Source organism: Mastigocoleus sp. MO_188.B34, from assembly GCF_030065675.1.
Classification (GTDB): domain Bacteria; phylum Cyanobacteriota; class Cyanobacteriia; order Cyanobacteriales; family Nostocaceae; genus Mastigocoleus.
This window is the reverse complement of record NZ_JASJDK010000165.1, coordinates 1-15,602: the sequence shown is the minus strand read 5'-3', so window position 1 is coordinate 15,602 and position 15,602 is coordinate 1. Positions and strand designations below refer to the sequence as shown.

At 37.3% G+C, this 15,602-nt stretch carries 13 protein-coding genes; 5 read left to right on the top strand and 8 right to left on the bottom strand.

Annotation, left to right across the window (positions count from 1 at the left end; translation table 11 throughout):
* Positions 1-304: 304 nt before the first annotated feature.
* Positions 305-1,681, bottom strand: a complete 1,377-nt coding sequence (locus QNJ50_RS26000; RefSeq protein ID WP_300641388.1) for an ATP-binding protein — start codon at positions 1,679-1,681, stop codon at positions 305-307.
* A 640-nt stretch (positions 1,682-2,321) separates the two neighbouring features.
* Here QNJ50_RS26000 and QNJ50_RS25995 point away from each other — a divergent pair.
* From QNJ50_RS25995 to QNJ50_RS25985, 3 genes are all read left to right on the top strand, one after another.
* Complete coding sequence (locus QNJ50_RS25995) at positions 2,322-3,668, top strand: alkaline phosphatase (RefSeq protein WP_300641386.1); 1,347 nt, start codon at positions 2,322-2,324, stop codon at positions 3,666-3,668.
* Between the two features lie 87 nt (positions 3,669-3,755).
* Positions 3,756-4,574: an SDR family oxidoreductase gene (locus QNJ50_RS25990; protein ID WP_300641384.1), complete on the top strand. Its 819-nt coding sequence runs from the start codon at positions 3,756-3,758 to the stop codon at positions 4,572-4,574.
* A complete protein-coding gene (locus QNJ50_RS25985) occupies positions 4,574-5,185 on the top strand; it encodes a hypothetical protein (RefSeq protein ID WP_300641382.1) in 612 nt (203 codons plus the stop codon). The genes QNJ50_RS25990 and QNJ50_RS25985 overlap by 1 nt, the downstream gene beginning before the upstream one ends.
* Positions 5,186-5,354: 169 nt before the next feature.
* Here the strand turns inward: QNJ50_RS25985 and QNJ50_RS25980 are convergent, their stop codons facing one another.
* Positions 5,355-6,365 (bottom strand): iron ABC transporter permease, encoded by a 1,011-nt coding sequence (locus tag QNJ50_RS25980; RefSeq protein WP_300641380.1) that lies wholly within the window; start codon positions 6,363-6,365, stop codon positions 5,355-5,357.
* Positions 6,366-6,525: 160 nt separating this feature from the next.
* Here QNJ50_RS25980 and QNJ50_RS25975 point away from each other — a divergent pair, with 160 nt between their 5' ends.
* Positions 6,526-7,230: a DJ-1/PfpI family protein gene (locus QNJ50_RS25975; RefSeq protein ID WP_300641378.1), complete on the top strand. Its 705-nt coding sequence runs from the start codon at positions 6,526-6,528 to the stop codon at positions 7,228-7,230.
* 158 nt (positions 7,231-7,388) lie between these two features.
* Complete coding sequence (locus QNJ50_RS25970; protein ID WP_300641376.1) at positions 7,389-8,768, top strand: 2Fe-2S iron-sulfur cluster-binding protein; 1,380 nt, start codon at positions 7,389-7,391, stop codon at positions 8,766-8,768.
* Positions 8,769-8,941: 173 nt separating this feature from the next.
* Here QNJ50_RS25970 and QNJ50_RS25965 read toward each other — a convergent pair whose 3' ends face one another.
* The 6 genes from QNJ50_RS25965 to QNJ50_RS25940 all read right to left on the bottom strand — a co-directional run bounded on the left by QNJ50_RS25965 (position 8,942) and on the right by QNJ50_RS25940 (position 15,358).
* Entirely contained in the window at positions 8,942-9,211 is a 270-nt protein-coding gene (locus QNJ50_RS25965; RefSeq protein WP_300641374.1) for a GlsB/YeaQ/YmgE family stress response membrane protein, read from the bottom strand.
* A gap of 265 nt (positions 9,212-9,476) precedes the next feature.
* Positions 9,477-10,826: a hypothetical protein gene (locus QNJ50_RS25960; RefSeq protein ID WP_300641372.1), complete on the bottom strand. Its 1,350-nt coding sequence runs from the start codon at positions 10,824-10,826 to the stop codon at positions 9,477-9,479.
* A 150-nt stretch (positions 10,827-10,976) separates the two neighbouring features.
* Positions 10,977-12,881: an ABC transporter ATP-binding protein gene (locus QNJ50_RS25955; RefSeq protein WP_300641370.1), complete on the bottom strand. Its 1,905-nt coding sequence runs from the start codon at positions 12,879-12,881 to the stop codon at positions 10,977-10,979.
* Positions 12,882-13,023: 142 nt separating this feature from the next.
* Positions 13,024-14,169 carry an alanine--glyoxylate aminotransferase family protein gene (locus QNJ50_RS25950; RefSeq protein WP_300641390.1) on the bottom strand — a complete coding sequence of 382 codons (1,146 nt, stop codon included), beginning with the start codon at positions 14,167-14,169 and terminating at the stop codon, positions 13,024-13,026.
* Positions 14,170-14,348: 179 nt separating this feature from the next.
* Positions 14,349-14,837 (bottom strand): hypothetical protein, encoded by a 489-nt coding sequence (locus tag QNJ50_RS25945; protein WP_300641368.1) that lies wholly within the window; start codon positions 14,835-14,837, stop codon positions 14,349-14,351.
* Between the two features lie 107 nt (positions 14,838-14,944).
* A complete protein-coding gene (locus QNJ50_RS25940; protein ID WP_300641366.1) occupies positions 14,945-15,358 on the bottom strand; it encodes a hypothetical protein in 414 nt (137 codons plus the stop codon).
* Positions 15,359-15,602 lie beyond the last annotated feature (244 nt).

Genomic DNA, 15,602 nt, shown 5'->3' with positions numbered 1-15,602 from the left:
AGTAATACCGTTGACTTCCTTTACTAGTTTTCCCATGCTTATGTGTTTTGTGATAACCGCACAGAGGACATTCCATAGATAGCTAAAGTTGTTTTTTATACACCACTATATCATTCCCACACTTGTTTGACGCACAACCATAAGCTTTAACTACTCTGATGGCAAAATCTTCTGTTCTTTCTTGAATACTAATATTTATATCATTATCAAACATGAGTCAAAATCATACAATGATTCTATTTTACCCAATTGATAATCGGTCATAACTAATTCTCATTACTCATTACTCATTACTTATTACTCATTACTCGCTTATAGGAATCGTAATAATAAACTCTGTACCTTCTCCCAAAACAGAACTTACTTCCAAATTACCACCATGTTTATCTACAACAATTTGACGAGCGATCGCCAACCCTAATCCTGTTCCTTTACCGACACTTTTGGTAGTAAATTGACGGTCAAAAATTTTTTGTTGAACCTCTTCAGACATCCCTTTACCATTATCGCTAATGGAAATCTTGACACAATCGTCTTCAAGGAAAGTTTTGATGATTATTCGGTTGGGATTATTTTCAAGTTCTGCACAACTGCGACCAATACTAGATTCATCCAATGCATCTATCGCATTAGCAATTATATTCATAAATACTTGATTTAACTGCCCCGGGAAACACTTTGCTTCAGGTAAATTATCATACTTGGTACTAATTTCAATTGCTGGACGCTGTTTGTTTGCTTTAAGACGATGTTTAAGAATTAAAATTGTGCTATCAATACCTTTATGGATATCAAATAATACTTTGTAGTCTTTATCAGAACGAGAAAAAGTTGTTAAGCTATTACTAATATTTTTGATGCGCTCGCACCCAACTTCCATAGAATGCAACATTTTGGGCAAGTCTTCTAACAGATATTCTATGTCAAGTTCTGCAGCTTTTTGTGTAATTTCATCACCGGGATCGGGAAATTTTTCTTGATAGAGCCGCAGGTATTCTGTAATATTTTTAACTGATGTAACCGCTTCTTGAACATTACCGGCAATAAAACAAACAGGATTATTAATCTCGTGCGCAACACCTGCAACCAAATTCCCAAGGGCAGACATTTTCTCGTGTTGTATTATTTGTAACTGCGCTTCTTGTAAGTATTGAAGTGCTTGTTCCAGTTCTTGGGATTTTTGTTTAATTGCTGCTTCTGCTGCTTTGCGATCGCGAATATCAATATCAAAGCAATACATTTCTTTTTCCCCAGCCATATTTGTAAAAATTGCATGACTGGAATAAACGCTGACTATTGAACCATCTTTGTGCATTAAACCAAGCTCAGATGGTGGAATTGGAATTCCCTCAAATAACCACTGATTAACAGCTTGTATAACCAATTCTCGCATCTGTGGAGGAATAATCAAATCTTCCAACTGCTTACCGAGTGCTTCTGCTTGAGAATAACCGTATAAGGATTCGCTGGCTGTATTCCAAGCAATTACTTGACGATGATGGTTGTAACACTGCATCGCGATTGTAGGAGTCGACTCGAATAAGTACCGGAAGCGCTGTTCGCTCTCCCGTAATTTTTCCAGGTTTCGCTGAGACTCCTCATACAGACGAGCATTTTCTAAAAAAATCGCCTCTTGAGAACACAAAAAATCCAGAATGGAAATACATTCTTTGAAATACATCCTTTTGTTAATAATCCTTTGTTTAAGCGATTTTCTAAATCAACAATATCAACTAGATATATTTAGTTGAGAGTATACATACACAGTAGAGCTATCCCTGATATTCTTTTTGTGTCAAAAAATAGTAGAACAAGATTTTCCCAGTTTACTACTCAATCGTAAGTGACCCCATTATATTTAACTAAATTTCTAGTTTCGAGTAGCACTATACATTTATTCAGTAATTTCATCAGTATATATTACGGTACAGGTATTAAACTGTTCAATGCTATGCTTTTTATTAAACCTGTCTCTGGTTGATATTCACGACTGAAAAACTTAGTGCAGCAGAACAGAATATTTTTGCCAAAGTAAGGTGATTCACTTTGAGCTTTAAGCTACTTAATAAGTTGGGATGCTGCAATACTACACGTACGTCAATAATCGTACCCCTAAAGTGTCACATCAAATAGATTTTTTCTTTGAAGTGGTGGCGCAGTATATTACTTAGTCCAATTATACCTGCAACTTATCTATCTATAGTTAAGGTTGATTTGGGATTATGTTCAAATAAAGTATATGTTAGCCAAACTTCTACTTTCTCGTAGCCAAAATTCACTACAATTCAAAGCGTTGTTCCTATTCTCAAACAACGTCTCTAATGAACAAAAAATTTCTCGGAATATTATTTTGTACCGTACTTTTGATTACTGGTTGTACTACACCCCAACAAGATACCAAAAGTACATATGGTAAAACGGCTGCAAGTCAAGGTAATGTAATATTTATTCACCCCGATGGTACTAGCCCTTCCCATTGGGGAGCAGCGCGGATGTTACATTATGGTCCAGATGGGAGACTCAACTGGGATCGGTTATCCAAGATGGGTGTGTATCTAGGACACCTGAAAAATCAATTAACAGCAACTTCCAATGCTGGAGCAGTAATTCACGCTACAGGAGTCAAGGTAAATGCTGATTCTTTTGGATTGGACGAAAATAGTAAACCACTAATTGCAGCTTCCGGTAAACCACAAACAATTATGGAAGAAGCGATCGCAGCCAAGAAAGCTACAGCAATTATTAATTCCGGGATTATTCCCGAACCGGGAACGGGTGCATTTGTTGCAAAAACTAAAAATCGTCGAGAATTTAACGATATTACGAAGCAAGTTATTGAGTCTGGTGTTGACGTAATTTTAGGGGGTGGGGAAGTATTTTATCTTCCTAGAGGTACTGCGGGAAGACACGCAAAGCCTGAAGAAAGTCAACGGGAAGATGGAATAAACTTAATCGAAGTTGCGAAAGAAAAAGGTTATACCGTTGTTTATACTCGTGACGAACTGCTAAATTTACCAGCAGGAACAAAAAAAGTTTTAGGCATTTTTGCTGCTACAGATACTTATAATGATGAGCCGGAAGAGGAATTACAAAAGAAAAATTTACCTCTTTACGTTCCTAATGCGCCAACTGTTGCTGAAATGTTAGAAGCAACCTTGAAAATAGTGTCGCAAAATTCTAATGGTTTCTTTATCGTTTTAGAAGAAGAAGGTAGCGATAATTTTTGTAATTTCAACAATGCTAAAGGTTGTATTGAAGCAATTAAGCGTGCTGATGATGCGGTTGGTGTCGCAACAAATTTTATTGATAAGAACTCTAATACTTTGTTGGTGACAGCTGCAGATAGTGACGCAGGGGGTTTTGAAGTAATTGGTGTGACACCAAAAGACTTCCCGTTGGATAGACCTTTACCTCCAACTAGTAGAAATGGTTCTCCCTGGGATGGTCGAGATGGAACCGAAACACCACCTTTTGTTTCTGCACCGGATAAACAAGGAAAACGTTATCCTTTTGCAATTGCTTGGGCTGGTTTTAGCGATTACTCTGGTTCTATTGTTGCGAAAGCCCATGGTCTCAATGCTGACAAGCTACCGAATACCGTAGATAACACTGACATTTATCGTTTGATGTATCTAACTTTATTTGGTAAGGAGATTCCGCCATTATAGGGGATGGGGGATTAGGAATTTTAAAGCTTGATTTGATGGTAACTCTTACGATTATGATAAAAACAAGAGTTATTCCCGGCTACAGTTATGACTTCAAGCAGTGTTTCAGACAAAAACTTAGTATTAGTTGCTGGTGCTACTGGTGGAGTTGGACAATTGACAGTAGCCAAGTTACTTTCTGAAGGTTTTCAGGTTAGGGTTCTGACGCGTAATGCATCCAAAGCAGAAAATATGTTTGCAGGTAAAGTAGAGATTGCGATCGGAGATATCCGCGATCCCGAAACTTTATCCCCTGCGATGTCCAACCTTACCCACATTATTTGTTGTAGTGGAACAACTGCTTTTCCTTCTGCAAAATGGGACTTTGAGGGAGATCCAAATTTTATTGAGTCATTCTTCTTATTTTTCGATCCCGAAAAAGCTAAAGCTAAAGCAAAAAATAGTCCTCACAAGGTTGATGCTGTTGGTGTAAGTAACTTAGTTGCAGCAGCGCCACAAAATTTACAACGGTTTGTGTTTGTATCTTCCTGTGGTGTGGAACGTAAAGACCAATTTCCTTATAAGATTCTCAATGGTTTTGGTGTATTGGATGCGAAACAACAAGGAGAACAAACTATCATTAACTCTGGATTACCATATACCATTATCCGACCCGGACGTTTGATAGATGGTCCTTATACTTCCTACGATCTCAACACCTTAATTAGAGCTAAAACAGGAGGTAAACTTGGCGTGGTATTGGGAACAGGCGATAAATTAACCGGTCAAACCAGCCGAATTGATGTGGCTAACGCTTGCGTGGAATCGATTAAAAACTCAAATTCTGTAAATAAAACTTTTGAGATAGTTAATAAGGGAGCAAGAGCATCGGAGTTGGATTGGAATCAACTTTTTGAGGAGTTGTAATGAGTAATGAATTTAACAATACAAGTTTCATGAAAACGTCTATCTTCCCAACTGGCACATTATTAATTATTTCTTTATTGATGATTGGTTGTAATAATGCTCAAGTAGGTGATCATGACAAGAATAATCAACCTGTAACCAAAAATCAAATTGATTTAGCAAGTAAAAATAAAGAAGATAATTCTTCTCCGGCTAACAATATTAAAAATACTAATGCAACTTCAAAAGCACGAATTAATAATAAAAACAACATAACAAAAGATAATGAAAATGAAATTAAAGACAATTGGCGACGGATGACAGAAGCAGAAGAGATAAATCAAATAAAATTGCTGATAAATAGTCGGATGGGTGTAGCTGCACTCAATCAGGTTGCACTAGAAGGCTTTGTTGGTGTTGGTTGCACCAGAAAATTTTATCTTAACGAACCGTACTCTGGCTTCCAAACTTTAATGCGAGTTAAGTGTAGGGAAGTAAGAGGGGCTTCTATCGCTATTGGTTATGACGAAATCCGTATTATTTTTAATCGTTTTGAAGATAATATCGAGAGCTTTGATGTTGAGCGAGTATCAGAGGAAACCGGAGCACCCAAAATTAAGTTACCGGATTAACCCCCAATAATGCTCTTCCATCACTCTATTACGCAACGCCAGAAATTATTATTTTTGTGTAACGTGTGTTTCAAACGCCATAATTTTTAGAGTATCTCCCAATATCCATATGAGGCTATGTACATTTGCGTTCCCGCTTTACCATCCGCCAATCCCCAGTCGCCAATTCCTAACCCGTCATCGCTCCAGAACGACGATACAGTAACCAAATAAATACAGGAGAACCAAGCAAAGCAGTGACTGAACCTACGGGTAATTCCACTGCTCCCAAACGAGAAAGCAAGTCTGCAAAGGTCAATAACCACGCACCACCAAGGGCTGATAATGGTAAACATACTCGGTAGTCAGTTCCAACCAATAAGCGTACTCCATGGGGGACTACCAACCCTACAAAACTAATTAATCCTGCGATACTTACCGCACCTGCAGCTAAAAGAGTTGCGACACCACCAATTAAAAGCCGACTGCGTACTAAGGAAACTCCCAAACCTACCGCTAAGTCATCTCCCAAAGCTAGTACATTCACCCATCTGGCGAGCAAACATCCCACAATTAATGCTGTAAGCATATAGGGTGCAGCTATTTTGATCTGCTCCCAACCACGTCCATTTAAGCTACCAATCAACCAATTAAGGGCTTGTTGTACCCTACCATCTTCGGCTAACAGTAACAATGTACTTTGAACCGCACCCAATAAGGAACTAACCGCTACACCACCTAACACCAACCTTTCAACTCGAATTCCTCCTTGACTGCGACCGAGAAAAATTACGGTAATCGCAGTAACAATTGCTCCTAACCAAGCAGCAAATGGAACCCAGTTAATCCATATTCCTAAAACAATCATCCCTACGGTTACTAGTCCTGCACCTGCAGAAATACCCAGAATAAATGGGCTAGCAAGACTATTACGCAGCATTCCCTGTAGTAAAGCTCCTGACATTCCTAAAGCTGATCCTACAAGCATTGCAGCAATAATACGCGGCATTCGCAAGTCCCAAATAATTGTTTGGTTAATTGGATCCCCTTCATGTAATAATGCCTGCCAAATATCCGGTAAGCTGATGGAAACAGAACCTAGGGATAAAGATGCCATTGAAGTTACTACTAATGCTGTTGTTAACACTAGGACAGCTATAAACAGGCGACCATCTAGGAAATTTGTTTTGATTTTGTGCATTTGCTTTTTGGCTAGTTGCGATCAAGATCATTTTATTGAGTTAATTAGCTACCATTAGATGTATACGAAAAATAGATTTAATCTACCCATTTGGGTACTATTCAAGCTGTGTTGTTACTTCTAGCATAGTGTGTAAAGCAATGTTAAGAGTAATTTAAAGATGAATGATGAAGTGAAATATCATATCGGTTTCGTCATGTATCCCGGTATGACACAGCTCGATCTCACTGGACCCCATCAAGTTTTTGCTCTTTTTCCCAATACTGCTATTCACCTAATCTGGAAGTCCTTAGAAGCGGTAACAAGTTCTGAAGGATTGAAAATTTTACCCAGTACTACTTTTGATGATTGTCCCCAACTGGATGTTATTTCCGTACCTGGTAGTGGTATGGCACAAGCAGAAATAATGGAAGATGAGCAAGTACTAGGATTTTTACAATCCCAAGCGAAGAATGCAAAATATATTACATCCGTCTGTACTGGTTCAATGATTTTAGCCGCAGCTGGATTATTACAAGGATATCGAGCCGCTTGTCACTGGCTTTTTCGGGATTATCTCAAAATGTTGGGAGTTGAAGTATCTACCGAAAGAGTTGTAATCGATCGCAACAGGATTACAGGTGGTGGAGTTACAGCAGGAATTGATTTTGCTTTAGTAATTGCTGCTCAACTTTATGATGAAGATACAGCAAAAAGATTGCAGTTAATATTGGAATATAATCCCGCACCTCCTTTTAATACAGGTTCCCCAGAAACAGCAGGTACGGCTTTAGTTGAAAAAATCAAACAATCTGCAGAAAAATTATTATCAACAAATTTAGCAGTAACAAAAAGAGTCTCTAAACGCTTATCCTTGTCAAGTTAGTGGCGATCGCTCAGTTAATATACTTTTCTAACAGTTATTGAGATTGACTGCCTTAGTATTATACTCTCACTGAGTAACTCACTGAGTAACGCACTGTAACATATTTTTTTGATACGAAATGGTACATTGAGCTGGATCGTTGCTTTTTCTGGGGTATCATGCTTGACAGTCTGGGAAAAATCCAAAATCCTTTAACTAGAAGTATCGCAGGTGCAACAGCAGCTTTTTCCGCAGTAATAATTACATCTGCTGTATTGATTGGTTTTACCAAACCCAAAGATGAATCTATTCACAGAATGGGTGTTTATGGTTCCCTGTTAGCAGCTGGATGTGGTGCTGTATTTGGTTTGGTGACCACAAGTAAAACTAATTTAACCAGAACGAATCAAACATCTAATCGAGTCTCATCAAGCGAGGAACAGCAACCTAAAAACACTGCAGTTTGGCAAGACTGGCGTAATTTCGTAGTGATTCGCAAGGTTAAGGAAAGTGAAGAAATTACCTCCTTCTATCTTAAACCCCAAGATGGAGGTAGTATACCCGGCTTTAAACCCGGTCAATTCCTGACAATTAAATTAGATATACCCGAAAAAGATAAACCTGTAATTCGTACTTACTCCCTTTCCGATTATTCAGAAAGTGGTACCTATTATCGCCTCTCTATTAAACGAGAGGGAGCACCGAAAAATTCTGATTTTCCCCCCGGTGTAGCTTCTAATTTTATGCACGATCAGGTTCAAGAAGGTACCATAATTCCAGCCAAACCACCTGCAGGTAAGTTTTTCTTGGATCTCAATAAATCTTTACCTGCAGTACTAATCAGTAATGGAGTTGGAATTACTCCAATGATGAGTATGGCAAAAGCTTGCAAAAATTTTAACTCCACGCGACATCTCTGGTTTGTCCATGGTGCGAGAAATGGTAAGTTTCATGCTTTTGAAAATGAAATCAAGGCGATAGCTCAACAACATTCCAATCTCCAAATTCATTTTCGTTACAGTCGTCCCGAAGCCGAAGATAACGGGAAATATCAAAGTGTGGGTTATGTTGATGCGGAGTTAATTAAACAGTCCATAGCTCCGGAGATAGAAAAGATATATGGCTCCCAGGATGCAGAATATTTTTTATGCGGTTCTCCACCGTTTTTACAATCCCTGAGGGAAGGACTTAAGGAATGGGGCGTAGCAGAAGATAGAGTTTTCTTTGAATCCTTTGGTGGAGGTGCAAAAACAAACACCATAACTAAAGATACAAATGTACAAAATATTGGAAATGAGCGTAATGCAGAAATAGTTTTTGCCAAATCTGGTAAAACCCTAAATTGGCAAGATAGTGATGGTAGTATCCTAGAATTTGCTGAAGCTAATGGAATTGATGCTGATTTTAGTTGTCGTCAAGGTATTTGCCTCACTTGTATGTGTGCCCTTAATGAAGGGGAAGTTGAATATGAAGAGCCTCCAACTGGTACTCCAGACGAAGGTTCTGTTTTAATTTGTGTTTGTAAACCGAAGTCATCTAGAGTAGTTATTGACCTTTAAGTTATTGACCTTGAACTTCAATAGCCACTATTGTTCGCTATTATTTTGCATTTTGCACCAAAAATCATTTGTAAAGACGTAGCATGCTACGTCTTTACAGATCTCATCTATGTTTTTATCGGTTATTTGGGCTAAGACCAAACCTTATATTTGAAGGTTATATGTGCAACTTCTTAAGCGTTACTTTTAGTCATTAATCCCCACAAGAAGATTGCAATAATCGCACCAATAACTGCAACCACAATTCCCGGAATACTTAAAGTGGCTGCTGTTAGCGTGAGTTTTCCCGTGGTTAGTAAAGTCATTAAACTACCACCTAAGAAAGCTCCTACTATTCCTAATAGCATAGTTGCAAAAATTCCACCACCTTGGTGTCCGGGGTAAATAGCTTTACCAATTGCTCCAGCAATCAGACCTAAAATGACCCAAGCAATAATATTCATATTTTTCTCCCTAAATTAATGTTTTTGTTTGTTTATACTGATATGTAATTTAATACAAACTTCTGAACGAAATACTATCAACGATCGCTTAGTAGTAAAACCGAAATTTGACGCGCTAACATTTCTGATTATAGAAGATGTGATTTTTGATAATCAACTAGTTATCTATAAACTAGAATAGCAATTTTGGGCAAGGTTTATCTCTACAATTTGAAGCAAAATTACTATTCTAAAGATAGATAAATTTGTATTCCAAGCTATTTAATTAAGATTTAAAGCCAAAACCTGCTTTGGATTTACCCTTACCTTTACTTTTTGATTTCTGTTTTTTATTAACTTCTCTTAATGCTTCTTGAAATAAATTATGTAAATGTATAGGTACGCTAGCAATTTCTGGTAATTCAGGTTGTTCGGATTTATCAAACTGTCTTAACAAATCTTCTAAATCTGCTTTTATATTGAACTCTGGACGTTTTAATACTACTTGCAAAACATTTTCTAATTGCTTTGGGTATTCATTCTTAAGACGTTGCCAAATAGCTGTATTAATTTCTGGAGATTCTAAATATTCTCTGATTAATTTTTCCAAATCGGGATTATTTTGCCCATCTGATTCTGTTAAAAAAATCTTAAGTTTTGCGTGATTTGCTAAAAATACTTGTCCCCAACGAGGATGATTAATTACAGTTACTTGTTCTAATTTTTTCAGATGGTTTGGTAACTCGACTTTTGGTAAAACCATTTTTGCGCTACTATCAGCATTGAATAGTTTTTTTGCAACTTTACCATCAATACCAATTGATTCTGCAGTCTCTTGAATTTCCTCTTGGGAAACACCTGCTTCTTGAGCTAATTCAGATAGGGATTTAGAACTATCAATTCCCGCAGCATCTAACTTATTTTGCGTGATCCGATCTTGAAATTCTGCTAATTTTTTTTCTAATTTGTACCCAGATAAAGTGACTTCATCACTTCCAAAGAACTCTGTGAACGATTTATGGTAACGTTCCACTGACACCCATGCTTCTTCTAACATTTCTGGAGCATCGCCATACAGATGATTTTTGTAATGTTGTTTAAAATTACCGATCGCCACTGATAGCTTGGGTTTACCTAATTTACCCATTAGTGTTATTGGACCAGAAAACATCCAGTAACTATCTGTGACAGGAGAAATACGAGTCAATAAGATTTCACCATCTTTAACCCTTGCAAGTAGCTGTATTTCCGATTCATTCTTGGGTTTAAGAGTATAATTTTTAGCAGTCATCCAATTCATTAACTCAAAACCATCGGATAAAATTTGGGTCACAGCAAATAACCCAACAAAACTTCGTCGCCAATTTTGAATAAGTTGGTTTTGGATGTCAGATAATTCTGGGTGTTCTGTAAGGAAAATATCTATTGGTGTTTTGTCATTTACCACACCCTCATTAATAAACATAGAAACTACCATCTCATTTTGAGATGTTCCTTGGTACTGAGATTGGGAAAATTTAGCTAACTGCTCAGCGCTAAAAGTTTCCAATGCTGTCGCAAGATCGTCCTCTGCAGATAATATGAAATCTAGTAGTTCTGCGTGTAAATTCTTCGCTGTTTCTAAAATTGGATCCACAACTTAACCTCTGCAAGACACTCAAATTATTGTATTTAATCCCACCATGATTATTACGATTTTTCTAGCCCCTGTCATTGGTGGGAGAATATTTGAGCATCAGTGATCGAGCTTATCGAAAATTAGCCATTACCAATTAGCCATTACCAATTAACTTTTAGTAATTTGCTTACTTTGCTCAGAAGTTCCCAACATCTGCAAATTATGGAGAGTTGCATACATTCCTCCCTGTTCTAATAATTCCTCGTGACTTCCTTGCTCGATCAATTCTCCAGTCTTTAAAACAAAAATTCGATCCACATTGCGGATAGTAGAAAGACGATGGGCGATGATAATAGCCGTACGATCTAGCAAAAGTTCATTTAAAGCATCTTGAATTAAAGCTTCTGTCCCTACATCTAAATTAGCTGTAGCTTCATCTAAAACTAAAATCTGAGGGTTGCGAATCGCAGCACGAGCGAAAGCTAAAAGTTGTTTTTCCCCACTAGAAATATTAGTTCCCCTTTCCCGTAATTCACTATCATAACCTTGGGGTAGCTTTTCAATAAATTTATCAACATTTGTTTTTGCTGCTGCTTGTTGAATTTCTTCAATCCTGTAACTATCCCCCAAGCTAATATTACTTTTAACATCGCCAGCAAACAAAAATCCTTCTTGGAGAATTACTCCCATATATCGCCTTAATTCGGCTTGTGGTACTTCTCTAATATCAATACCATCTACTAAAATCTGCCCCTCAGTGGGTTCATAAAGGCGACATAACAAGCGAATAACTGAACTTTTACCCGCACCTGTGGGACCAACCAAAGCTACTTTTTGACCAGGGTGGATAGTAAAGTCTAAGTTTTTGATTACATAATCATCATTTTTATAAGCAAACCAAACATTTTCAAACCGAATTTCGCCTAACTTTGGTTTATCATTTGATGCTTGTTCGTGATTATTCAGTTCGTCAACATACCCCAATTGGGAATCAAAAATGGAGAATCGAGGATTTTCTAAATCGCGAATTTCTATCGGTTCATCTAAAATTTCACTCACCCTTTCAATTGCTGTAAAACCGGATTGAATGACTGTAAATTTTTCTGCAAATTGCTGTAGAGGTTCAAATACCTTACGAGCAAAGAAAATAAATGTTGATATGGTACCAAAATCCAATTGTTTTTCTAAAAGTAACCAGCCACCAGCCCACAGGATAATTGTAGTTGCAATTAAAGCAACCCACTCCAGGGTAGCTGATACTGCCGAATCATAAAAAATAGTTTTATCGACCTGTTTTACATAACGCTTGTTGACATTGTGAAATAACTGCGAGTTGAATCTTTCTCGCCGAAATAATTGCACTACATTAATACCAACAATATTTTCTTGTAATGTGGAGTTTAGCCCCGAAAGCTCTTCTCTGGATTTGTAATTAGCTTGACGATACTGGTACTGAAAATAAACTATTAATGCTGATACCGGTAAAAGAACTAATAATAACAACAAAGCTAATTGCCACTGAGTATAAAAAGTAAACCCAATGATTACCAGCATCGAGAATATATCCGATACAATACCGATCGCTCCGGTGGAAAAAACATCTCCCAAAACTTCGACATCACTGGTAAGTCTGGTAATTAATTTACCTACAGGTGTACGGTCAAAAAAACGTACAGCCAAAGATGTAACGTGATGAAATAAATCTTGACGGATGTCGTTTGTAATTTGTTGACCGACTTTTTGAACTAGAAATCCTTGAAAACCTTGAAATAGTAAACGAAAAAGAACTGTAAATAATAAAACTCCTTGTAAAATCCCTAAGCCTTGTAATAAGGGCAAATTTTTCAGAAATTCATAAGCACTGTCTTCACCGCGAATTAAAGATATAACTTGCCCAATAATTATTGGTTGTAAGGCATTTGACACTGCTAAAGGTACTAGCAGCAACATTGACAGTGCCAGTGTTTTCTGGTAACGACGGGCATAGGGTACCAGTCGCAAAAATAACCGCCAATCACTTTCACGATGACGGTTATGTTTGTGAGATTTTTTAAGTGATTGGGAGATGCTCATAAAGAGCATTATATTAATTTCTACTATGAAAAAATCATTTTTTTGGAAATTGGGTTAGGGAATGGAGATGACCCATTGGAGATCGAATTTCGGAACTGGAAGTAAAATGAATCACTTCAATTTCTAGAAGGAAATCCGATATTTACGGTAAAACTTTTTGTAGGACTTCTATAAGTCGATCTACATTTTCTTTTTGACTATTGAAACCCATCAGCCCGACTCGCCACACCTGACCTTTAAGTTCTCCCAGTCCGCCACCAATTTCAATATTATATTCGTTTAATAATTTTTGTGAAATTGCCTTGCCATCCACACCTTGAGGAATGCGTACGGTGGTAAGGGTAGGTAAACGGAAATCTTTCTCTACGTGTAGACTTAGTCCTAACCCTTCTAATTTATCCCAGAGATATTCGGCATTTTCTTGATGGCGCTTCCAGCAGTTTTCCAATCCTTCCTCAGCCATTAAACGTAAAGATTCCCGCAAAGCATAGTATAAATTAATTGGAGCAGTATGGTGATAAGTGCGTTCTTGACCCCAATATTTTTGTAGTAACGTTGCATCTAAATACCAGTTAGCAACCTTAGTACGACGCTGTTGGATTTTGCTCATAGCTCGAGGACTAATGGTTAAAGGTGAAGCACCAGGAGGACAACCCAAACCTTTTTGAGAGCAGCTATAAGCCAAATCTACTCCCCATTCGTCCAAAAATAAAGGTACCCCACCTAAACTGGTAACAGTATCCACTAATAATAAACAACCTACTTCCCGACATAATTCACCTACTCCTTCCAATGGTTGTCTTGCACCTGTGGAAGTCTCTGCATTAACTAAGGCTAATATAGCCGGACGATGAGTGTTTAATTGATGCTTAATTTCATCCAAACTAAATACTTGACCCCAAGGCTTTGTCATTGTTTTGACATCAGCACCATATCTACCCGCCATATCGACAAGACGGTTACCAAAATATCCAGCAACACCAATTAATACCACATCACCAGGTTCTACAGCATTTGCGATCGTGGCTTCCATGGCTGCACTACCTGTACCACTTACTGCTATGGTCATGGGGTTATTTGTTTGCCAAGTGTAGCGTAGTAAGGATTGGATCTCATCCATTAGTGTCAAAAAAGCTGGATCTAAATGTCCAACAGGAGCAGTATTCATGGCTTTGAGCACAGTTGGATGAGCATTTGATGGTCCGGGTCCCAACAGCAACCGGGATGGTATATCTAAAGGTGATAGTTGCAATTTTTGGGTATTATTGATCGAAGATGTTTGCATGATTGATTATTTGTTACTTATTATCCATTATCCCGCTTTGCCTATTTTATGAGTGGTTTAAAAAAATGTGAAATCTTGTAAAGTAAAATTTTAGATATTGGGAATTGACGAATAATAAAACCAAATTTTCAATCAATACTAGTCAATTCATAACTTATCACTCAAAAATCATTAATTAAATTCTATTCAGGTTGTTGTAAATTATAAAAACTTTTCCCCACCAGAGCATCATTTTGAAATTGCAGGGTTACACTCCAATACGGATTTAAGTCACCTGCTCCTTGAGGGTTATAACTTGGTGAAAAAATATCTTGATCGTTCCATTGATAGATTTTTTCTGTAATTAGTTTACCACCATCACCGAGGTCATTTGTATAAATTAAAATTCCATCCCAGCCAATAATGGAGCGAACTTCATCATAGGACATTCCTTCAGATATAGAGTTGTATAAATCTCGTCGAATTTGAGGTTTATATTTTCTATTCTGAGTTTGGATTGGTTGAGTAGGAATTTGACCGGGAATTCGTCGATTAGGAAAAAGTCCATTGGAAAAACTAAATGTAGAGTTAGCAGAAAAATGAGGAAACTGCTTAAAGAAAAAATCTTTATGAGAATAAATAAAAGCAATACAGCCGAAAATAGCAACAGATAAAAAAATTGAATCTTTCATAATAAATAGGGCGGTTAGCCGCCCTAGAGTACTTTAAATCACATCAAGTTAAATCACATTAAGCTTTAAGATTGGATTGAAGATAATTTGAACCACAAGTATATTAATTAGCGGATACCAGCTGTTGTCTCGTGAGATTCGGTATATACATCAGTGTAAGTTTTTACGGTACCTAACACTCTAGTAACGATATCTTCGTTAAATTTACCCTCAAGTTTAGAACTAGACCTATGTACAGTATAGTCTTCATAGGCTTTGGAGGATATACCTGTTTTACCAGGTATAATCCGACCTTGGATAGAAAGTTTATCTGCTGTAGTACTGTATTTTTCGTAACGATTTGAAATAGTTTTAGAATCGATATTTAAATCAGTTACTGTTCTGCTATGGCTATTTGTCCACTCATTGCGGACGAAAGTTTCACCAGCTAAAGCAGGGGTTGCGATCAAAAAGGTGAGAATAGTTAAGCCAAGAACTTTTTTCATGTTTTTTAATGAAGCCAATCCCTTATTTTGTCTCATTTTTAATTAAAGTATTATTGAGACTGAAGTTTGGAAACTCATAGGACGCCTAAGCGTCCTAACAGGAAGGTGTTGATTTTAGAAATTAATTTACTAATTAACGAACACCTGCAGATGTTTCGTGAGATTTGGAGCTAGAGTTACTGCGAGTTTTGATGGTACCACTGACTTTGGTGACAACATCTTCGTTAAATTTACCCCAAAGACCAGAGCTAGCGGTATGGATGCTAAAGTCATCGTAAGA

What these genes read in the sequence shown, in the direction of transcription:
- QNJ50_RS25980 (WP_300641380.1), bottom strand. Translation starts at nt 6,365, where the DNA reads ATGCACAAAATCAAAACAAATTTCCTAGATGGTCGCCTGTTTATAGCT.
- QNJ50_RS25945 (WP_300641368.1), bottom strand. Translation starts at nt 14,837, where the DNA reads ATGAAAGATTCAATTTTTTTATCTGTTGCTATTTTCGGCTGTATTGCT.
- QNJ50_RS25975 (WP_300641378.1), top strand. Translation starts at nt 6,526, where the DNA reads ATGAATGATGAAGTGAAATATCATATCGGTTTCGTCATGTATCCCGGT.
- QNJ50_RS25995 (WP_300641386.1), top strand. Translation starts at nt 2,322, where the DNA reads ATGAACAAAAAATTTCTCGGAATATTATTTTGTACCGTACTTTTGATT.
- QNJ50_RS25990 (WP_300641384.1), top strand. Translation starts at nt 3,756, where the DNA reads ATGACTTCAAGCAGTGTTTCAGACAAAAACTTAGTATTAGTTGCTGGT.
- QNJ50_RS25970 (WP_300641376.1), top strand. Translation starts at nt 7,389, where the DNA reads ATGCTTGACAGTCTGGGAAAAATCCAAAATCCTTTAACTAGAAGTATC.
- QNJ50_RS25940 (WP_300641366.1), bottom strand. Translation starts at nt 15,358, where the DNA reads ATGAGACAAAATAAGGGATTGGCTTCATTAAAAAACATGAAAAAAGTT.
- QNJ50_RS26000 (WP_300641388.1), bottom strand. Translation starts at nt 1,681, where the DNA reads ATGTATTTCAAAGAATGTATTTCCATTCTGGATTTTTTGTGTTCTCAA.
- QNJ50_RS25955 (WP_300641370.1), bottom strand. Translation starts at nt 12,881, where the DNA reads ATGAGCATCTCCCAATCACTTAAAAAATCTCACAAACATAACCGTCAT.
- QNJ50_RS25965 (WP_300641374.1), bottom strand. Translation starts at nt 9,211, where the DNA reads ATGAATATTATTGCTTGGGTCATTTTAGGTCTGATTGCTGGAGCAATT.
- QNJ50_RS25985 (WP_300641382.1), top strand. Translation starts at nt 4,574, where the DNA reads ATGAGTAATGAATTTAACAATACAAGTTTCATGAAAACGTCTATCTTC.